The organism is Vibrio sp. ABG19 (genome assembly GCF_029962385.1).
Lineage (GTDB): Bacteria > Pseudomonadota > Gammaproteobacteria > Enterobacterales > Vibrionaceae > Vibrio > Vibrio ostreae.
In genome coordinates, this window is the sequence record NZ_CP071708.1 from 2,252,395 (window position 1) to 2,272,053 (window position 19,659).

General features: G+C 50.3%; 16 protein-coding genes. 10 read left to right on the plus strand and 6 right to left on the minus strand.

All coding sequences use genetic code 11. The features are described 5' to 3' along the window. Nucleotides 1-7: 7 nt before the first annotated feature. The 6 genes from moaC (at nucleotide 8) to udp (ending at nucleotide 5,768) form a co-directional block, all read left to right on the plus strand. Entirely contained in the window at nucleotides 8-487 is a 480-nt protein-coding gene (moaC, locus tag J0X00_RS16645; protein WP_136484349.1) for a cyclic pyranopterin monophosphate synthase MoaC, read from the plus strand. Then, nucleotides 484-729, plus strand: a complete 246-nt coding sequence (moaD, locus tag J0X00_RS16650) for a molybdopterin synthase sulfur carrier subunit (protein WP_136484348.1) — start codon at nucleotides 484-486, stop codon at nucleotides 727-729. Before moaC ends, moaD begins: the two co-directional genes overlap by 4 nt. Nucleotide 730: 1 nt before the next feature. Beyond that, the gene (moaE, locus tag J0X00_RS16655; RefSeq protein WP_282477247.1) at nucleotides 731-1,186 is read left to right on the plus strand and encodes a molybdopterin synthase catalytic subunit MoaE; all 456 of its coding nucleotides are present in this window, start codon (nucleotides 731-733) and stop codon (nucleotides 1,184-1,186) included. Nucleotides 1,187-1,519: 333 nt separating this feature from the next. After that, on the plus strand, nucleotides 1,520-1,936 hold the full coding sequence (locus J0X00_RS16660; protein ID WP_136484346.1) for a CBS domain-containing protein: 417 nt from the start codon (nucleotides 1,520-1,522) through the stop codon (nucleotides 1,934-1,936). A gap of 407 nt (nucleotides 1,937-2,343) precedes the next feature. Beyond that, nucleotides 2,344-4,728: a zinc/cadmium/mercury/lead-transporting ATPase gene (locus J0X00_RS16665; protein WP_282477248.1), complete on the plus strand. Its 2,385-nt coding sequence runs from the start codon at nucleotides 2,344-2,346 to the stop codon at nucleotides 4,726-4,728. Between the two features lie 278 nt (nucleotides 4,729-5,006). Then, nucleotides 5,007-5,768 carry a uridine phosphorylase gene (gene udp / locus J0X00_RS16670; protein WP_282477249.1) on the plus strand — a complete coding sequence of 254 codons (762 nt, stop codon included), beginning with the start codon at nucleotides 5,007-5,009 and terminating at the stop codon, nucleotides 5,766-5,768. A gap of 123 nt (nucleotides 5,769-5,891) precedes the next feature. Here the strand turns inward: udp and J0X00_RS16675 are convergent, their stop codons facing one another. Next, nucleotides 5,892-6,698 carry a hypothetical protein gene (locus tag J0X00_RS16675; protein WP_136484343.1) on the minus strand — a complete coding sequence of 269 codons (807 nt, stop codon included), beginning with the start codon at nucleotides 6,696-6,698 and terminating at the stop codon, nucleotides 5,892-5,894. 216 nt (nucleotides 6,699-6,914) lie between these two features. Next, nucleotides 6,915-8,981: a methionine--tRNA ligase gene (metG, locus tag J0X00_RS16680; protein ID WP_282477250.1), complete on the minus strand. Its 2,067-nt coding sequence runs from the start codon at nucleotides 8,979-8,981 to the stop codon at nucleotides 6,915-6,917. Nucleotides 8,982-9,287: 306 nt separating this feature from the next. Here metG and apbC point away from each other — a divergent pair, with 306 nt between their 5' ends. The 3 genes from apbC to J0X00_RS16695 all read left to right on the plus strand — a co-directional run bounded on the left by apbC (nucleotide 9,288) and on the right by J0X00_RS16695 (nucleotide 13,441). Further along, nucleotides 9,288-10,364 (plus strand): iron-sulfur cluster carrier protein ApbC, encoded by a 1,077-nt coding sequence (gene apbC / locus J0X00_RS16685; protein WP_136484341.1) that lies wholly within the window; start codon nucleotides 9,288-9,290, stop codon nucleotides 10,362-10,364. Nucleotides 10,365-10,539: 175 nt separating this feature from the next. Then, the gene (udk, locus tag J0X00_RS16690) at nucleotides 10,540-11,181 is read left to right on the plus strand and encodes a uridine kinase (RefSeq protein WP_136484340.1); all 642 of its coding nucleotides are present in this window, start codon (nucleotides 10,540-10,542) and stop codon (nucleotides 11,179-11,181) included. Between the two features lie 133 nt (nucleotides 11,182-11,314). Beyond that, nucleotides 11,315-13,441, plus strand: a complete 2,127-nt coding sequence (locus J0X00_RS16695) for an AsmA family protein (RefSeq protein WP_282477251.1) — start codon at nucleotides 11,315-11,317, stop codon at nucleotides 13,439-13,441. 218 nt (nucleotides 13,442-13,659) lie between these two features. Here the strand turns inward: J0X00_RS16695 and cobO are convergent, their stop codons facing one another. Both cobO and J0X00_RS16705 read right to left on the minus strand, forming a co-directional pair. Next, complete coding sequence (gene cobO / locus J0X00_RS16700) at nucleotides 13,660-14,265, minus strand: cob(I)yrinic acid a,c-diamide adenosyltransferase (protein ID WP_136484338.1); 606 nt, start codon at nucleotides 14,263-14,265, stop codon at nucleotides 13,660-13,662. A gap of 256 nt (nucleotides 14,266-14,521) precedes the next feature. Then, nucleotides 14,522-15,820 carry a PAS domain-containing methyl-accepting chemotaxis protein gene (locus J0X00_RS16705; protein ID WP_282477252.1) on the minus strand — a complete coding sequence of 433 codons (1,299 nt, stop codon included), beginning with the start codon at nucleotides 15,818-15,820 and terminating at the stop codon, nucleotides 14,522-14,524. Nucleotides 15,821-16,046: 226 nt separating this feature from the next. Here J0X00_RS16705 and J0X00_RS16710 point away from each other — a divergent pair, with 226 nt between their 5' ends. Continuing rightward, nucleotides 16,047-16,529, plus strand: coding sequence for a low molecular weight protein-tyrosine-phosphatase (locus tag J0X00_RS16710; protein WP_282477253.1), 483 nt, complete (start codon nucleotides 16,047-16,049; stop codon nucleotides 16,527-16,529). A 114-nt stretch (nucleotides 16,530-16,643) separates the two neighbouring features. Here the strand turns inward: J0X00_RS16710 and J0X00_RS16715 are convergent, their stop codons facing one another. Further along, a complete protein-coding gene (locus J0X00_RS16715; protein WP_282477254.1) occupies nucleotides 16,644-17,915 on the minus strand; it encodes an outer membrane protein transport protein in 1,272 nt (423 codons plus the stop codon). A gap of 300 nt (nucleotides 17,916-18,215) precedes the next feature. Next, nucleotides 18,216-19,478 (minus strand): outer membrane protein transport protein, encoded by a 1,263-nt coding sequence (locus J0X00_RS16720; RefSeq protein WP_282477255.1) that lies wholly within the window; start codon nucleotides 19,476-19,478, stop codon nucleotides 18,216-18,218. Nucleotides 19,479-19,659 lie beyond the last annotated feature (181 nt).

The following is a 19,659-nucleotide window of genomic DNA, read 5'->3' on the forward strand; positions in this document are numbered from 1 at the left end:
GAGGCGGATGAACCAGTTTACTCATATCAATGCTTCCGGTGAGGCCAACATGGTCGACGTGTCAGGCAAAACGGACACTGTACGCGAAGCTCGTGCCGAAGCCTTTGTACGCATGGCACCCGAAACCCTGCAGCTGATTGTTTCGGGCCAGCACCATAAAGGTGACGTGTTTGCCACGGCGCGTATTGCCGGTATTCAGGCCGCGAAGAAGACCTGGGAGCTGATCCCGCTGTGCCACCCTCTGCTGCTGTCGAAAGTTGAAGTACAACTGGAGGCGATAGAAGCTGACAACCTGGTCCGGATTGAATCGGTGTGCAAACTGGCGGGTAAAACTGGCGTGGAAATGGAAGCGCTGACGGCGGCATCTGTGGCTGCGTTGACCATTTACGATATGTGCAAAGCGGTACAGAAAGATATTGTGATTGAACAGGTCCGTTTGCTGGAAAAAACCGGCGGTAAATCCGGGCACTTTAAGGTGGATGCATGATTAAAGTTCTGTTTTTTGCTCAAACGCGCGAGCTGGTGGACTGTGACAGTCTGACCGTTGAGGGGGCATTTGAAACAGTTGAAGCGTTACGTGCCCATCTGGCGGCCCAGCCAGGTAAATGGGAGCTGGCGTTACAACCAGGCAAGCTTTTAGCGGCAGTCAATCAATCGATTGTGGCGCTCGATTCAGCTCTGCAAGACGGTGATGAAGTGGCGTTTTTCCCGCCGGTGACTGGGGGCTGAAATGGATAACCGAGTTTCCGTACAGCACGACGATTTTTCAGTGGCGCACGAGTATGCGGTATTGGCTGAGGGTACACAAGCTGGTGCGGTGGTGACCTTCATCGGTAAAGTACGTGATATGAATCTGGGCGACAATGTGACCGGTCTGCATCTGGAGCATTATCCCGGGATGACGGAAAAAGCCTTGCTGGAAATCTGCGACGAGGCGCAAAGTCGCTGGCCACTGCTGCAGTTGCGTGTCATTCACCGGGTTGGCGAGCTCGATATCGGCGATCAAATCGTTTTTGTTGGTGTGAGCAGTGCCCATCGCGGTGCGGCTTTTGAGGCATGTGAGTTTGTGATGGACTACCTCAAAACCAAAGCGCCGTTCTGGAAAAAAGAACGCACGACCGACAGCACGCGTTGGGTTGAGTCACGAGATTCGGATAATAAAGCCGCACAACGCTGGCAAAAATGAGCCCGATTTATTTCGCGTAAACAGAGATTGTCCTTAAACGGCTATATTTTTCTTAAGCGGATGACAATTTAACGGCGACAATGTTGACTTGGAAAGCGGCAGAGAGGCAGAACTCTCTGCCGCTTTTGTTTTGCCTACTGATTATCTCTGTTTGCTTTAGCTGTTGTTATTATTTGGGTTTATGCATCTCCATGATCTCTTTTCAGCCTGCGTTCTGAGTTGATTGGAAAAAACTATCAACAAAATTGACAGTTTCCATTTAGTAAAATCAAGAAATTAGTCAACACTTAACCTATAAGTAGCTTTAGGGAGCGGTGTGCTAAGGAGACAGACATGGATTCGCTAAAAGTAAGAGACTATATGACTAAAAAAGCGGTGACATTTAGACCTGAAATGTCATTAACCGCAGCGCTGGATAGGGTAATCCATTCGAACCATTTGGGTGGGCCTGTGATTGATGACAGGGAGCGGGTGATAGGCTTTTTGTCCGAACAAGACTTACTGGAAAAGCTGATTAAAGTCAGCTACCACTGTCAGGATACGCATATTGTCAGCGACTGCATGCATGAAGAAGTCCTCTCAGTTTCGCCGGAAATGTCGATCATCGAACTGGCGCAGATGATGAAAGTGGGTAAACCGAAAGTCTATCCGGTTGTCGACGATAATAAGTTGGTTGGTATCATAACCCGACGGGATGTGCTGTTGGCAATTGGCAAAAATCTCACGACCTGCTTCAAGCATCCGGTATAACGATTACGCTGAGCCAGCGCTGCTGGTGGTCAGTCAATGCTGTTAAACAGTCTGCGGGTACCACGGTGCCCGTTTTTTGTCCCTGTTACGCTCGTGCTTATTAGCTATCTTTCTCGTGCTTAATAACTATCTTTCTCATGCTTATTAGTTATCTTTCTCGTGCCTATTCACCATCTCCCTCGTGCTTTTTAAGCATCGTCTTTATGTTTTGTCATCATCGTTTTTTTTACCAGAAAGGCTTGACCCTGGAGTTAGCTCCAAGGTGTATGCTGTTAGCAAATGTCGCTTTCCATCTATTGTTGATACTGCCGTTTAAAGTACGGCAAAGCTGCATGCGGTAAAGGTGTGCAGCAGCAATGCCAGCCGGAAAGAGACAGCGACCTGATAGCCGATAAGAGGAGACCAACATGAGCCTGTCACATCAGGGTTGCGGCGCATCGCATTCCAAAGATCCCAATCCTGCTACATCTAAATTGGCAACGTCTTGCTGCTTTGAGCATCATTGTTCTCAGCCACAGAGTGCTGATTCGCAGAGCCAGAGCCGAGAGTCACAAAGCGATGAGTCTCAAAGCGGTGAGTCACAGGGTGAAAGCAATCACGCCCAACAGCAAGATCACCACGGCTGTTGTGAGCACTCACATCATGATGAAACACAGCCAAAAGTGGCCGAGGATCAGGCAACAACCGCGCATCACAGTAACTACCGTCAAAGCTGGCAGGTCGAAGGGATGGATTGCCCGTCCTGTGCCCGCAAAATCGAAAATGCGGTTGGTCAGTTAGCCGATATTGTCGATGTAAGAGTGCTGTTTGCCACTGAAAAGCTGGTGGTGCAGTTTAATGATGCGGCGACCGCTCAGGCGATTGAGCAAACCGTGATCAAGACCGGATTTGATATCCGCAGCAGCGGTCAAAGTCAGTCTGCCGCTGCAGATAAACCGACGAATACCTGGCTGCAGCCGGACACGGGCCGCATCGTCATGTTGGTGCTGATGATGTTGATTGCTGCTGGGGTGCAGTGGTGGCAGCCTGAGACGGGAGGCTGGTTGTTTGCCGCGACCTGCTTGGTGGGATTAGTGCCGATTGCGACCAAAGCATGGCGGCTGATGCGCAGCGGTACCCCCTTTGCGATTGAAACCCTGATGACAGTGGCGGCATTAGGTGCGTTGTATCTGGGCGAGACTGCTGAAGCGGCGATGGTATTGCTGCTATTTTTAATTGGTGAGCGACTGGAAGGTTTTGCCGCATCACGTGCCCGCAGTGGTGTGCAGGCGTTAATGGCTCTGGTGCCGGAAACAGCCGTTTGTCTCCGCTCAGGGCAACGTGTCGAAGTGGCGGTCTCTGAATTGCGCCCGGGTGATCGGGTGGAAGTGGCACCGGGCGGGCGTCTACCGGCTGATGGTCAGCTGATGAATACGGCGGCCAGTATTGATGAAAGCGCTCTGACCGGAGAGCCAATGCCAGTGGAACATATCGCCGGAGATGCGTTAGCGGCGGGTTCTGTGGTGGTCGATCGGGTAATCGAGATGACCATCACATCCAGTCCCGGTGACAATGCCATTGACCGCATCCTGCATTTGATCGAAGAGGCGGAATCGCATAAAGCGCCGGTGGCTCGTTTTATGGATTCATTCAGCCGCTGGTATACACCGTTAATGATGGCAGTGGCGCTTTTGGTGGTACTGGTTCCGCCGCTGATGTTTGCCCAGCCGTGGGACACCTGGATTTATCGCGGCCTGGCTATGCTGCTCATCGCCTGTCCTTGTGCTTTAGTAATTTCGACACCGGCGGCCATTACTTCCGGATTGGCAGCCGCCGCTTCCCGCGGTGCTTTAATCAAAGGCGGTGCGGCATTGGAGCGCCTGGGCCGGGTAGAAGCTGTGGCATTTGATAAGACCGGCACACTGACTCAGGGGAAACCGCAAGTGACGGATGTGGTGCCTGTGCAGGACTGGAGCCCCGAGGCTTTGTTGCGCTGTGTCGCGGCGATCGAGATCGGATCCAGACATCCGCTGGCGATTTCAGTGGTGCAAGAAGCTGAACGACGTCACATTTCTGTGCCGCATGCCACTGATAAACAAGTGCAAGTTGGCCGCGGAGTCAGCGGTGAACTCGGCGGTCACCATTATCAGATTCTCGCACCGGCTTATCTCGACCAAGTCGCAGGGGCGGACCTGCAGGAAAATATCCGCCAGCTAGAAGCGCAGGGCAAGACAGTGGTTGTGGTGTTGCAGGACAAGCAGACTATCGGGCTGATCGCCTGGCAGGATGCTTTGCGCAAAGATGCATGCCGGGCGATAGGTGAATTGCAGGCACTCGGTATTCGTACCACGATGCTGACTGGTGATAATGCAATCAGTGCGGCGGCGATTGCCGAAAAACTTAATATTGAGTTCGCGGCGGGTTTGCTGCCACAGGATAAAGTCTCGCATGTTGCCCGGCTGGCAAACAGTCGGCGGGTCGCTATGGTTGGGGACGGAATCAATGATGCGCCGGCGATGAAGGCAGCCCATATTGGTATCGCGATGGGCGGTGGGACAGATGTTGCACTGGAGACGGCGGATGCGGCGCTTACCCATAACCGTCTCACGGAACTGGCTGGGATGATTAAGCTGTCACGCGCGGTGATGGATAATATCACTCAGAATGTCACTCTGGCGCTGGGTTTAAAGGGGCTGTTTTTGGTGACCAGTCTGTTTGGTGTTACCGGATTGTGGGTCGCAGTACTGGCAGACAGTGGTGCAACGGCATTGGTCACCCTGAATGCACTGCGTTTACTCAAGTTTAAACAGTAATTCATCCGCGGGTTTCTGGCCGTGCCAAAGCTGGTCTGGCAATGGTCTATACTTGGCGGGACAGAAAGTCGGTGGCTGGTGTGATTGTTCTGAACTGGTGCTTATTTGTACCTAAATTACGGTTATGTGTGATCTTTATCTCTTTATTGTGAAAATGAAGGTGTTCGTATTCATTGTATTGTGATTTTAGTCACTCATTGTCGCCAGTGAGTCGGCTAAAGTGGCTCTGTACCCAACTATACCTATGCGCTGAATAAGCCACAATCTAGGAGAAACTTATGTCTCAAGCTGTGTTCCACCTTGGTGTTACTCAAGAAGATCTGAATGGTGCAACTCTGGCGATCATCCCTGGTGATCCTGCCCGTGTACAAAAAATTGCAGACCTGATGGAAAACCATGTGTTTCTCGCCAGCCAACGTGAATACACCCTGTATCGTGCAGAGCTTGATGGCCAGCCGGTTGTGGTTTGTTCTACTGGTATCGGTGGTCCTTCGACCTCGATTGCGGTTGAAGAGTTAGCGCAGCTTGGCGTGCGTTCTTTCCTGCGTGTCGGTACCACAGGGGCGATTCAACCCCATGTTAATGTCGGTGATATGATCGTGACCACAGGTTCAGTGCGCCTGGATGGTGCCAGCCTGCACTTCGCGCCGATGGAATTCCCGGCAGTCCCGGACTTTGCTGTCGCGACGGCGATGAAACAGGCGGCTGAAGAGAGTGGCGCTACAGTGCATATGGGCGTGACCGCATCGAGCGATACCTTCTACCCGGGTCAGGAGCGTTACGATACCTTTACCGGTCGCGTTGTTCGCCGTTTCCAGGGCTCGATGAAAGAGTGGCAGGAGATGGGGGTGCTTAACTTTGAGATGGAATCAGCGACTCTGCTGACCATGTGTGCCAGCTCAGGCCTCAAAGCCGGTTGTGTGGCCGGGGTTATTATCAACCGTACTCAACAAGAGATTCCTGATCATGCGACGCTGAAAGAGACAGAAGCTCGTTCGATCAAAGTTGTGGTCGAAGCGGCGCGCAAGATGCTGAGCTGATTGTGACCGATACGATGAAAAGGAAAAGCGCCTGCAAGGGCGCTTTTTTTATGCCAAATGAACGTGTTAGTGGTTATTATCTTTGCTGACTCTACCATCTATTTTACTTTATTAATCAACAGACTATGCAATCACCAGCTTGGGAAGCGGTATGTACAGGCTCTCGGTCAGCTCGGCCAGCATATGGTCATACACATGCGCGATGCTGAGTGACACGTCGGAGGTCAGCTGATAGAGACGTTCTGCATCAATTTCATAGGATGGATTGTCATGCAGTTCGGACAGGGTGTGCATCGCTTTTGAACACGCAGGTGCGGCGATAGAGAGTGGACTAATCAGCGCCAGCTGATTGAGTTTACGTCGTACCACATCGCAGTAATGCTGCATGCGGGCACGCCCCTCGGTGCTATGCATATCCTCGATAGAGATGCGCAGCTGAGTCAGTGCTTCCATGGTATCAATCACTTGCTGCCAGTTCATGTGGTATTCGTCACTCAGATCTTCGCGGTTGGATTCAACCAGCCAGGCTAGCATCACCTCATCCATCAGGAACATACAGTGACGAATCGCTTTACCATGTACCATCTGGTTGCGGGCTATGTTGCGATCGGACCACTCTTTCATCAGCGTTTTCAACTTCAACTGTAAAATGCGGTACATAGGTTTGTTGTCGAAGTGTGCGATAGCAATAAGATGGTTAGATTTCTCATGGATTAGATCATGCAGATGATTCAGTTCGGTCTCTCGGTGCTCACCAAACATCAGCGCATGATGAGTCGCACTGCGATGTTGGCGGCAGAGGTAGAGCACCTGGCGCAGATCAACCAGCAGCTCGTATTTACGTTGTAGGGTTGACTCTCTTTGTTTGGCAAAGAAAAACATCAGGCCTAAAATCCCGATAGAAATCAGCATTGATATTAAGACAAACATAACCAACTCCTTGTTACTGTTTCTGTACCTAAACCAGTGCAGGGTTGATGCCAATTTTTTATTTCTTTAAAATCAACGAATTAACAAGTTTTTAAACTTTATTTTGCACTAAATGTGTGCACGATGAACTAAAAATGTGAGCGGGTTCAATAAAAAAACTCCCACCTCAACAGAGAGTGGGAGTTCTTCAATTAAATGTTCTTACAGAACAGCTGGTTACATTACGCGCATGCCAGGTTGAGCACCTTCATGCGGCTCCAGGATCCACAGTTCGCTGCCACCAGGGCCAGCGGCCAGAATCATGCCCTCTGACATACCGAATTTCATCTTACGAGGTTTCAGGTTGGCAACGACAACCGTGTATTTACCGACCAGATCTTCCGGGTTGTAAGCGGCTTTGATACCCGAGAATACCTGACGCATTTCGCCGCCGATATCGAGTTGGAACTTCAGCAGTTTATCCGCTTTTGGCACCGATTCGCATGACACGATTTTCGCAATACGCAGATCCACTTTGGCGAAATCATCAAATTCGATTTCATCAGCAATCGGGTCTTTGCTCAGCTCGGTTTGCTCAGATTTTGGCGCATTGGCTTCTGCGGCGGCTTTCTCGGCTGCAGCTTCTTCTTTCGACGTTTCAATCATGGCTTCGATGTGCTTTGGATCAATACGATTAAACAGAGCTTTAAAAGCACTGATATCGTGGTTGGTCAGCGGCTGTGCAACGCCATCCCAGGTCAGTTCCTGATTGAGGAAGGCTTCAGAACGAGCGGCCAGGCCAGGCATCACTGGCTTGAGGTAAGTCAACAACACGCGGAACAGGTTGATACCGACAGTACAGATGTCCTGCAGTGCCTGATCCTGACCTTCTTGCTTGGCGACAACCCAAGGCGCTTTTTCATCCACATACTGGTTGGCTTTATCCGCTAAGGCCGTGATTTCACGAATCGCACGACCAAATTCGCGCGCTTCGTACAGCTCTGCGATGCGATCCGCAGCTGCAACGAATTCGTTGTACAGCTCAGGTTCTGCAAACTCAGCCGACAGTTTGCCGTCAAAACGCTTGGTGATGAAACCTGCGTTACGTGATGCCAGGTTCACGATCTTGTTGACGACATCAGCGTTGACACGCTGGGTGAAGTCTTCCAGATTCAGGTCGAGGTCATCGATACGGCTGTTGAGCTTAGCGGCGTAGTAGTAACGCAGACATTCTGGATCCAGATGCTTCAGGTAAGTGCTGGCTTTAACGAACGTGCCTTTTGATTTCGACATTTTCGCGCCGTTCACGGTCACGTAACCGTGCACAAAGACGTTGTTTGGCTTACGGTAGCCGCTGCCGTCCAGCATGGCCGGCCAGAACAGGCTGTGGAAGTAAACAATGTCTTTACCGATGAAGTGGTACAGCTCAGTCTGGCTGTCTTTATTCCAGTATTCATCGAAATCCAGGTCATCACGTTTATTACACAGGTTCTTAAACGAGCCCATGTAGCCAATCGGAGCATCCAGCCATACGTAGAAGAACTTGTTCTTCTCGCCAGGAATTTCAAAGCCAAAGTAAGGTGCATCGCGGGAGATATCCCACTGTTGCAGACCTGACTCAAACCACTCCTGCATCTTGTTGGCGGTTTCTGACTGCAGTGAGCCAGAACGAGTCCACTCTTTCAGCATGCTCTCGAACTGAGGCAGGTCGAAGAAAAAGTGCTCAGAATCTTTCATGACCGGCGTGGCGCCAGAGACGGCAGAACGCGGGTTGATCAGCTCTGTCGGGCTGTAAGTCTCGCCACAGGCGTCACAGTTATCGCCGTACTGGTCTTCTGATTTACATTTCGGACAGGTGCCCTTAACGAAACGGTCCGGCAGGAACATCTCTTTTTCAGGGTCAAACAATTGAGAGATGGTACGGCTGGAAATAAAACCGTTCTTTTTCAGCTCCAGGTAGATATGAGAAGCCAGTTCACGGTTCTCTTCACTGTGTGTGCTGTGGTAGTTATCAAAGCTGATGTCAAAACCAGCGAAATCTTTCTGATGCTCTTCACTGACCGCGGCAATCATCTCTTCCGGAGTCATACCCATCTGTTGCGCTTTAAGCATGATCGGCGTGCCGTGAGCATCGTCAGCACAGATGAAGTTTACAATGTTGCCACGCAGGCGTTGGTAACGAACCCAAATATCCGCTTGGATATGCTCAAGCATATGACCTAAGTGGATCGAACCGTTAGCGTACGGAAGGGCACAAGTTACCAGCATTTTCCTGGCAGGAAAGTTTCTTGGTTCAGTTGCCATACTTAATTATTCGCTTTGTTTGATAGGTATTTAATGTGATGGACAATATTACCTGATGACGCCCTGTACGCCAAGGTATGAATGGTGCCGAGGCGGGCAAAGGTTGTGCTCAGTATTACCGTGCGGACGTCGCAGGTTGTCAGTGTCGGGTCGGGGCTGGAGCTGAGCGTTTATTGAGTTTGGGATAAAAAGAAACCTTTGATATACAAAGGCTGATGCTCTTTTGGTGATCAAGCCAATGCCCTGACTGTTTGTGGGTTCTGCTTAAGGCGGGAGAGTGATAGCATGATGCGAAAAGGAGGGCTTATGCTTACGTTTACGTCCAAACAGGACTTTTGTGCCTGGTTATCTCAGTTTCAACATCCGAATTTAACGCCAGACTGGGCCGCTGCGCCGGGTCTGGTGACCGTTGCTGCGTCGGGTCAGTTTAAGATTGAACTGCCGTTTGCGGCGCATTCCGTGGTGCAAGAGCTCAAAGCATGGATTGCTGAGCAGCAAGCTTCAGGCCAGGTGGCCGGGTTTGCGTACGATGTGGTGGTTAAGCCGAAAGCGATGCAGACTAAAGTCGCGAACCCGATCAAAGGGGTTAAAAACGTGATTGCAGTGACCTCGGCCAAAGGCGGAGTCGGTAAGTCGACCACGGCGGCGAACCTGGCGCTGGCTATTGCGGCTTGCGGCGCGAAAGTTGGTCTGCTGGATGCGGATATTTACGGCCCTTCGGTGCCGATGATGTTTGCCCAGCTGAATGCTAAGCCCCAAGTGCGCGATAACAAGTGGATGCAACCGGTCATGGCGCATGGGATCGCAACCCAGTCGATTGGCTATCTGGTGGATCAGTCTGACGCTACTATCTGGCGCGGACCGATGGCCTCCAAAGCACTGGCGCAGCTGCTAAATGAGACCGAATGGCCGGATCTGGATTATCTGGTCATCGACATGCCGCCGGGTACCGGTGATATCCAATTGACTCTCGCGCAGCAGATCCCGGTAACCGGCGCGGTGATCGTCACCACCCCTCAAGATCTCGCTTTGGCGGATGCGCGTAAAGGGGCAGCGATGTTCGACAAAGTCGAAGTACCTGTGGTCGGCCTGGTCGAGAACATGAGTTACCACATCTGCAGTCACTGTGGTGGTAAAGAGCATATTTTCGGTGTCGGCGGCGCGCAGACGCTGGCCAGTGAGTACGGCTTGTCACTCTTGGCGCAGGTGCCATTGCATTTGCACGTACGTGAAGATATCGATGCCGGTAAACCGACCGTCGTCGCGCGTCCGGATAGTGAACATAGCGCGATTTATCTCGATTTGGCAGAGCGAATTTGCGCCAGTTTGTATTGGCACGGCAGCGCCAAACCTGACCCGATCAGCTTCACGGTAGTCGATTGATGTAGATCACATTATTTTGCAGAGCGAATGTAATCGTTTGCTCTGCACTAATATTGTTCAATCCTGAAAATTACTGACATTTTGATCCAATACAAACTGGTATCTACCCTGTGAACTCCCTATAATCAGGCGGTTTACCCAAGTTTCCTCTTCTATTTGTATCGAGTGCACAACCATGTCTGATAATAATCAATGCGTCATCGTCGGTATCGCGGGCGCCTCTGCTTCTGGAAAAAGTCTGATCGCCAGAACGATTTATAACGAGCTGAGTGCGAAAGTAGGCGACCATCAAATCGGTGTGATCACGGAAGATTGCTATTATAAAGACCAAAGCCATCTGAGCATGGAAGAGCGTGTCAAAACCAACTACGACCATCCGAATGCGCTGGATCATGATCTGCTGTGTGAGCATTTGCAGCAACTGACCCGTGGTGAAGCGGTTGAAGTACCAGAATACAGCTACACAGAACATACCCGCACGGCAAAAACGACTCCTCTGACGCCAAAGAAGGTGATCATTTTGGAAGGTATCCTGCTGCTGACGGATCCTCGTCTGCGTGATCTGATGCACGCCAGCATCTTTATGGATACGCCGCTCGATATCTGTCTGCTGCGTCGGGTAAAACGTGACGTTGAAGAGCGTGGCCGTACCATGGACTCCGTGCTTTCTCAGTACCAGAAGACAGTGCGTCCTATGTTCATGCAGTTTATTGAACCGTCCAAGCAGTACGCCGACATCATCGTGCCTCGTGGCGGTAAAAACCGCATTGCTATCGATGTACTGAAAGCGCACATCGCAAAGTTGCTAAAATCGTAAATTTAACCGATGCTTAGCAATAGCGTTCTTTATTTCTGATAAGTTTAGTGGCACTTTAAGTGCCACTTTCTTTATCCGTAATACGAGTTTACTTGTTTTACCACATTTATCCGTCATACAAGGAAACAAACAGATGAAAAAACTGTTCCTGGTAGTAGGGGTGTTAGTTGTCGTCGTGCTAGGGGCGATCGCAGCACTGGTCACACTGGTCAATCCAAACCAGTTTAAGCCACTTTTGGTTGAGCAAACCAAAAAACAGACCGGCCTTGATCTGGTGATCGAAGGTGACATCGGTTGGCAGTTTTTCCCGGCTATCGGCTTTGAGCTGGGCAAAACGGAGCTCAAGAATCCTCAGGGCTTTAGCAGCCCGAATTTATTCAAAGTAGACAGTGTCGGCATCGACGTCTCTGTTATGCCGTTGCTCGATAAACAACTGCATATCGGCAATATTCGTCTTGATGGGGCCGAAGTTCATCTGGAAACGCTGAAAGATGGTCGCACTAACCTCGATAGCCTGAGTAAAGCGCAGGATGTAGCGTCAAAACAGACGGACGATTCGTCTTCTCAAGCCAATACCGAATCTGCGACACCGAGCGAGCAAGCGTCAACTGAGCAGGCGTGGAGCATTAACCTGGCTGGCGTTTCGGTCAACAACGCGCTGTTGGAAATCCAGGATCAGCAGGCCGGCACCATGACCAAGCTGTATGATGTTCAGCTTGCCGTGTCAGAATTTGCTGCCGATACCTGGACCAGCGTGGATTTCTCCGCTAAAGGCAGCATGAACCAGCAACAGTTTGGTGCCAGTGGTCAGGCCGAAATCAAACTGTCACAAGATTTCACACAGTACGCGCTGCGCAACATTAATCTGGACGCCAACTTCAGCGATGCGGCGACTAAGATTGATTCCGCCAAAGTGACGCTGGACACTTTTGAGTTTGATAAAGCCAATAAACTGACTTTCGCGGTCAAAGGCAAAGCAGCGGATATGGATTTGGATGCCAGTGGTGGCGCATCGGTCGAAGTTGATAAAGACATTTCCAAAGTGGCGGTGAATCAACTCGATATGACTGCCAACCTGGAAGGTGCAGCGTTACCGCAGTCACCGATGAAAGTGACTATGCAATCGGATGTGGCGTTTGATATCACCAAGAGCACGCTCAATCTGGTGCTGGAAAAACTGACCGCCAATGCATTGCAGTTCGATGGCAAAGCCAACGTGGTTCTGGGCGATATCGCGAAAGTACGTTTTAACCTGCACAGCCCGGATATCGATCTGGATGAGTTCCTGGGACTGAATCAAAAGGCGGTTGACTCTGATGCAGCGGCGGGTTCAGGGGAGAGTAAACCAGCGGTTGCGAAACAAGCGGAAGCGGAACCGGACTTGTCTGCGCTGAAAACGCTGGATGTTGCCGGTGATATCGTGATCGATAAATTTAAGGCCAGTAATGCCAAGATGCAGAACGTCAAAACCAGTTTTGCCGTCAACCGTGGCATCGTGGATCTTAAGTCCTTCAGTGCCAATCTGTATGAAGGTCGTATCGCGGCGAACGCACGCATCGATGCGCGCCAGTCGCCAGCCTCTTACACGGTCAAAAACAGTGTCAGCGGGGTGAAAGTGCAGCCTCTGCTCAAAGATGTCGCCGATAATGATCGTCTGGAAGGCACCGGTAACATTGAGATGAATCTGCAGGGTAAAAGCCTGACGCCGACCGGTATCAAGCAGAACCTGGCCGGTACCGTCGGGATCAACTTTGCTGACGGTGCGGTTAATGGCATCAACATTGCGCAGATGATCCGCACCAACTACGCACGTTTTAAAGGCGAAGCGGTTGACGAAACCAAAGCGGTGCAGAAAACCGACTTCAGTGCGATGACCGCGACGCTGAAATTGAGCAAGGGTGAAGTGACGACCAATGACCTCAATATGCAATCACCGTTGCTGCGTATTCACGGTGAAGGTAAAGCGAACTACATTCAGGAAACGGTCGATTTTCTGGTGCGCACTTCGATTGTTGGTACGCTGCAGGGACAGGGCGGTAAGAATCTGGATGAACTGCGTGACGTGACCATTCCAATCAATGTCTCAGGGCAGTGGGCTGATCCTAAGTTCCGCTTGGTGTTCGACGATGTGTTGAAGGAAAAAGCCAAGAAAGAAGTGGATCGCGGTCTGGAAAAACTGAACGAGAAACTGGATGAAAAGATCAAAGATGAAAAGACCAAGAAGGCCGTTGATGGCTTACTGAAAGGTCTGTTCAACTGATCAATGACCATTGCGGAAGATAAACAAAGGGGCCGGAATTTCCAGCCCCTTTCTTTTGTAATGAACCGATTTTGTTATGAACCGATTTTGTAACGAACCAATTTTGTAACGAACCAATTTTGTAACGAACCAATTTTGTTATGAACCGGCCCATTGAGATGGGCGACGGTTTACTCTGAGCCGCGCGAGTGCCCGCACAGCTGAACGGTGACCTGCGATTACCAGTCTACGCCTTGTAGTGCTTTGACGCCGGATTCAAAGGCGTGTTTCACGTTTTTTACTTCGGAAACGGTATCGGCCATTTCGATCAGAGTACGGTGCGCGCCACGTCCGGTGATGATCACGGACTGCATGTGCGGACGGTTTTGCAGGGCTTCCACCACTTCGTCCAGTTCGATGTAGCCGTAGTTCACCATGTAGGTCAGCTCGTCAAACAGAACCACATCCAGAGACTCATCCTGCAACATGCGTTTGCATTCCTGCCACACGATTTGTGCAGCCGCAGTATCGCTTTCTTTATTCTGGGTTTCCCAGGTAAAGCCGGTGGCCATGACCTGGAATTCAACGCCCAGTTTTTCCAGCAGGTTGCGTTCGCCGTTGTCCCACGTCCCTTTAATAAACTGGGCAACCGCGCATTTTTTATCATGTCCAACCGCACGCGCGACGGTGCCAAAGCCTGACGTCGATTTACCTTTACCGTTACCGGTGATGATCAGCAGCAGGCCTTTGACTTCCTGAGCCGCTGCAACTCGTGCGTCGACTTTCTCTTTTACTTTCTGCTGGCGTGCCTGATGGCGTTCTTGTTTGATGTCATCGTTGGACATGCGCAATCCTTTTGATTTATTTCATTGATATCGGGATGATAACGTTAAGCGCTATCATCACTATGGCCCATATCATAGCGTAACTCAGGCATGGCAAAAACCAACGATTCGTATGGAGATAGATGAGGCGAGTTGTTGGCTGGTCAGTGCCAGCGTTGAATGCAAGAACAGGCAGGCTAGGCTACCTGTTCTTATCGTCACCAGAGGTGACTTACAGACTTTGGCAACTGACAAAGCCACGTAGTCAACGTCCTCTCTAAATGGCGAGTTTTTTCACGGTCTCAGATACCAAATCGGCATCAACAATGATTTCTTCGATCACTTCCGACACGCTATTTGCCTGTTGCTCACCATGCAACGCTTTGCTGAGCACCACCTTAATCTTGTCATCAATGTGGTTGATAATGGTTGAGTTAGTTTCGATCACTGATGCAATTTCGGTGGTGGATTGTGAGGTGCGAGAAGCCAGTTTACGCACCTCATCGGCGACGACGGCAAAGCCGCGTCCCTGCTCGCCTGCCCGGGCGGCTTCGATGGCCGCATTGAGCGCTAGTAAGTTGGTTTGTCCGGCAATATCGCTGATGGTGGAGACAATCGCTTCAACCAGCTTGGACTGATTATTGAGCTGGTTGATGAGTTCAGTGACCATATCGACCGCTTCATTAATCTGTTTTGAGTTGGCGAGCATCGAGGCGACCGAGTCCTGCCCCTGACGGGCAATGGCGACAGTCTCTTCTGCGATCTGACTGGATTTTTTCGCAGCATCGCGAACGACCATCGCCTGTTCAACCCGCTCGGTAATGTTACTGGCCAGTTTGATGATTTTTACCACTTTGTTCTCATGATTAAAAATCGGGTTATAAGTGGCTTCCAGCCACACAGTCCGGCCATATTTATCTACGCGTTTAAACAGGCCTGACTGGATTTTTCCTGCGCCGAGATCTTTCCAGAAATTGGGGTTTTGGGTGAGAAATTCCTGATCGCAAAACATGCGGTGATGCTGGCCGATGATCTCCTGCCGGTCATACCCCATACAGAGTGAAAAGTTTTTATTGGCATTGAGTATGGTGCCGTCCGGAGTGAAATCTATTACGGCTAACGACTTATCCATGGCTTTGATCAGAGCCTGGTTACGTTCGAGCTCTTGTTGCTCTTGCGTCACGTCGGAGGCCACTTTGGCGATGTAGGCAACCTTGCCCTCGACTTTAACCGGGAAATAGGTAGCGGCGAGCCAAATGGCCAGATCCTGACTGTTTTTACGAATAAAGCGTCCGCGCACCGGCTGACCACTTCGCAGGTCTTGCCACAGTTTCTTATATTCTTCGGTCTCTGTGTCTTCCGGAAAACAGAGTGTTTTGTGATGCTGTCCCCGGATATCTTCCAGGCGATAACCGACCACATTCAGAAACAGTGAGTTGGCAAACAGAATGTGCCCATCGGGAGTAAATTCGATATAGGGAACCTGCTCCTTAATGGACTCTTTAAAGCTGTGTAACTGACGATTTTCACTTTCTAATGCTCGATAGGCACTTTTAATTTTGTTTGACCCAAACATGTTTTTCCCTCAACAACTTAATTTTGGCCCAAATGATAAATATCGACCTGAATGGCAGTATTATCAAATTCATCAGATGATTATTTTGACGTGAACTGCATATCGACTAAGTAGTTATTCGTGAGCGATAACACGAATAACTAAAAAAACCGCCTTGCTTGTTTGACCTGCGCGAGGCATTCGGTTTCATTGGAAGATGGAATGTTGGATAAGTGAATGGACAACAATGAACAACTCAGATGATTTATCAATTCTGGTTGTCTGCATGGGCAATATTTGCCGCTCGCCGACAGCCGAAGCCGTACTGAAAGCAAAAGCGCAGCAGCTTGGCGCTCAATTGCATGTTGAGTCTGCCGGGACGATCGGTTACCACCAGGGGAATCCGCCGGATGCGCGTGCACGGGCTGCTGGAGAGAGGCGTGGCTACTCGTTTGAAGGCATGCAGGCGCGTAAAGTAACCGATGAGGATTTTGCCCGTTTTGATATGATTCTGGCTGCCGACAGTGAAAACCTCAACGACCTCGCTAATCGCTGCCCGAAAGAGCATCAGCATAAGTTGTCGCTGTTCTTAAGCCATGGCCGTTCAGAATATGATGAAATTCCCGATCCTTATTATGGTGGCGAGAATGGTTTTGAACTGGTGCTGGATTTGATTGAAGAGGCGTCTGACAGTTTGTTGCACAAACTGAAAAGTAAAGGTCAGTGCTAGATCAAATGATTTGGCCCGGCTCCAACATGTAAACGGCCCGCTTATCACAGCGGGCCGTTTTATTGTCATCCTTCTGGCCCGTATCGGGCCTGGGGATAAGCACAAAAGAGGACGTCAGAACTGGTAACTGGCTTGCACACCGGCGATCCAGACATTACCTGTGACCTGGGCATCGAAGGCGCCGCCAATCGCTGCTGCCGTCTGGTCGGATGCATCACGTGGTTCAGATATGGAAGCATCTTTGGCAAAAATATAGGTAAAGCCAGCGTCGATGGTCAGTTGTTGGGTGACGTTATAACCGGCACCGATGCTCAGCCAGGTACGATCGGTTTCCGGAATCGTCGCAGTGCGATGTTCATCACTGACCGCGGAAAGGTCATACGCGATACCGCCACGCACTACCCAATCCTGGTTTAGGGCGTAGGTGGTACCGACAGCAAAGCGGTAGTTATCTTTCCAGTTTTCCGATTTGATCAAATCCGAACTGCCGTCGTTAAACTCGGCCGTCAGCTGATCAAATGTGCTCCAGTCGGTCCAGTTGATGCTGGTATGCACCGCCCAGCTTGGTGTCAACTGGTGGAAGGTTGCCAGTTCAGCGGTCGCCGGCAGCGTGACAGACAGCTTACCCGGTTTATGCGTACCATAGCTGACGCCTTCAGCATGTCCTTCGAAGTCCATCACGACTTCAGATTTATAAGTGATGGCTACCCGGTGTGCGTCATTGATTTGCCATGCAGTACCAACCTGCCAGCCCCAGCTTTCGTCATCCCCTTTCATATATTTCAAGGTTGTGCCCTGCGGCAGTGACAGTGCGTTACGGGTCGGTGCGCTGGCACCAAAGTGGCCTTCACCTTCAACATAACGAATACCCGCCCCAACGCTGACCGCGTCAGTTAACTTATACGCCAGGTTGAGGTTGGCTTCCATGGATTCAATGTTGGCTGAATCACCAAAATGACTGGCGTTGAAACCAGATAAGCCAGTTTTCATGCCGTAGTTGGTGCCCAGAGCAAAGCCGATGGCCCAGCGATCGTCGATCTGCTGAGAAAAGTAAAAGTTAGGGATGATAGCGTCATCGGCATAATCACTGGCACTGGCGTTTGTGCTGCCCAGCAGAGCGTGAGAAACGCTGCCGTCGACATCCACATTCGGATTAACGTAAACCGCACCGACTGACACTTGGGTCCCTTTCAGATACGTTAGCATGGCCGGGTTGCGCCACTGGGCGCTGGCGTTGTCCGCCATAGCGGCTTCACCGGCGTAAGCGCGTCCTAGTCCGGTGGCGGAGTATTCGGCTAATTGGAAGCCAGCTGCCTGAGTGACAGTTGAAACGCTCAATAAACCACATGCAATAGCAGAAGAGAGTAGAGTTTTATTTTTTGTCATTATCATGTTCGCTGAATTTATCTGAAAGTGGATCTGCGATCTTACGGGTAGAGCTTTTACTTTAAAAATTAAAATTGTCACAAAGTGGCTGTTTGAATAAATACACCGCAAAACGTACGATATTTGGTTAAATTAACTGATATTGATTGTAGGGGTATCGGATTTTCAGCGTACACATGTAGGGTGTAGTTGGTTTTTAGGCGAACGGATGTGCACTGAAAGAGTGAACAGTAGGACTCTGAAAGCAAAAAAGGGCTGGTAAGCCAGCCCTTTAACGTGGTGTTGCGGATCTCAGTTCGCTTAGAAAGTACGGCTGTACTGTAAGCCTAACAGGATAGCGTTGGCATGCGTGGTACCATTGAGGTTAGAGACTGTTACACCACTCACCTCGGTCGCTTCAGACACGTCCACATCTTTACCCAACAGGTAAGTGGCACCAAAATCGACATTGGACTGCTCGTCGATATGATAGGTGAAACCGGCTGAGAACCATTGGCGGTCAGAGTCAGGGACTGAAATTGATGTTAACTCATCTTGCGCACTGGTGTCATACATATAACCGGCGCGCAGGGTCCAGTCTTTATTCATGTAATAAGTACCACCAATTGAGTAGTGCCAGCCGTCCTGCCATTCGTATTCTTTTTTGTCTACGTTCTCGTTCTTGAACTTGATTTGGTCAAACGTGTTCCAGCCGATGTATTGGATGCTGTAATGCACCGCAAACGGGGTGTTATCGATACGATGGTAACCGGAGAATTCAGCAATATCAGGCAGCGGTAGTTTCACTTCTTTATCGCCGTCTTTGGCGGTAATTTCCGGGCTGTAGCGGTAAGCGAGGCCAAAACGGTTGTTTTCGTCCAGTTCGTACACGGTACCAACGTTAAAACCAACACCCCAGCCATCCGCTTTATCGACGTCGACAGCTTCACGGCCATTCAGAGCATTGAGCAGCCCGGTCGTTTGGTCGACAACCAGACCGGTGTAGTACTCATCGCTGAACGTACGCTTTAGTGTGCCCTGACCATAAATCAGATCCAGGCCGGCACCGAAGCTCCATTGCTTGTTTAAGCGGTATGAACCAGCGACACCAAAGTTCATGCTCAGAATCTCGGTTTCACCACCGTATTCACCGCCGTTGTACGAGCTGCTGAATTTGGTTTTGGTACCAAAGTTTGAGTAGGCATCCACACCCCAGGCAAATGTGTCATTAACTGGCACGATCAGATGAATGTTGGGAGCAACCGAGGTTGCACCTGCATCGTCATAATCGGCGTTTTTGCTTTGGCCTGCGGCATTAGTATAAGTGGCATTTTTCACTTCGATATCGGTGGTAATGGTCTCGAAACCCAGCGACAGCGCGGTTTTGTCAAACAGCGCCATGGCGGCCGGGTTACGTGCCATAACCGCTGCGTTATCGGCGATTACGGCATCACCGGCGAACGCACGGCCAAGGCCGGTTGCCGATTGTGCATTGAGCTGGAAGCCCGCAGCTACTGCTTGCTGCGTAGCCAGAGAGATTGTCACTGCTAATAGTGACTGCTTAAACAGACGCGTCTTGTTCATGCTTTTTTCCTTTTTATTTCGCCTCTTCGGGCGTTAGTTTGAGCAATTGCTCAGTTGGTGGCTGATACTAGACGCTAGTATATAAGATAGAAATCCGACCATTGTCTAATTGGACGGTAAAGTTACAGAATTGGAGGTTAATTGGCACGAAAATGCGGATAAATGTAAAAATTTAGAGTTT

Excerpts from the sequence above, each read along its gene's own strand:
- metG (WP_282477250.1), bottom strand. The coding sequence starts at position 8,981 with ATGGCAACTGAACCAAGAAACTTTCCTGCCAGGAAAATGCTGGTAACT.
- moaE (WP_282477247.1), top strand. The coding sequence starts at position 731 with ATGGATAACCGAGTTTCCGTACAGCACGACGATTTTTCAGTGGCGCAC.
- J0X00_RS16665 (WP_282477248.1), top strand. The coding sequence starts at position 2,344 with ATGAGCCTGTCACATCAGGGTTGCGGCGCATCGCATTCCAAAGATCCC.
- moaD (WP_136484348.1), top strand. The coding sequence starts at position 484 with ATGATTAAAGTTCTGTTTTTTGCTCAAACGCGCGAGCTGGTGGACTGT.
- J0X00_RS16675 (WP_136484343.1), bottom strand. The coding sequence starts at position 6,698 with ATGTTTGTCTTAATATCAATGCTGATTTCTATCGGGATTTTAGGCCTG.
- J0X00_RS16660 (WP_136484346.1), top strand. The coding sequence starts at position 1,520 with ATGGATTCGCTAAAAGTAAGAGACTATATGACTAAAAAAGCGGTGACA.
- apbC (WP_136484341.1), top strand. The coding sequence starts at position 9,288 with ATGCTTACGTTTACGTCCAAACAGGACTTTTGTGCCTGGTTATCTCAG.
- udk (WP_136484340.1), top strand. The coding sequence starts at position 10,540 with ATGTCTGATAATAATCAATGCGTCATCGTCGGTATCGCGGGCGCCTCT.
- J0X00_RS16695 (WP_282477251.1), top strand. The coding sequence starts at position 11,315 with ATGAAAAAACTGTTCCTGGTAGTAGGGGTGTTAGTTGTCGTCGTGCTA.
- moaC (WP_136484349.1), top strand. The coding sequence starts at position 8 with ATGAACCAGTTTACTCATATCAATGCTTCCGGTGAGGCCAACATGGTC.
- J0X00_RS16705 (WP_282477252.1), bottom strand. The coding sequence starts at position 15,820 with ATGTTTGGGTCAAACAAAATTAAAAGTGCCTATCGAGCATTAGAAAGT.
- cobO (WP_136484338.1), bottom strand. The coding sequence starts at position 14,265 with ATGTCCAACGATGACATCAAACAAGAACGCCATCAGGCACGCCAGCAG.
- J0X00_RS16720 (WP_282477255.1), bottom strand. The coding sequence starts at position 19,478 with ATGAACAAGACGCGTCTGTTTAAGCAGTCACTATTAGCAGTGACAATC.
- J0X00_RS16715 (WP_282477254.1), bottom strand. The coding sequence starts at position 17,915 with ATGACAAAAAATAAAACTCTACTCTCTTCTGCTATTGCATGTGGTTTA.
- udp (WP_282477249.1), top strand. The coding sequence starts at position 5,007 with ATGTCTCAAGCTGTGTTCCACCTTGGTGTTACTCAAGAAGATCTGAAT.
- J0X00_RS16710 (WP_282477253.1), top strand. The coding sequence starts at position 16,047 with ATGAACAACTCAGATGATTTATCAATTCTGGTTGTCTGCATGGGCAAT.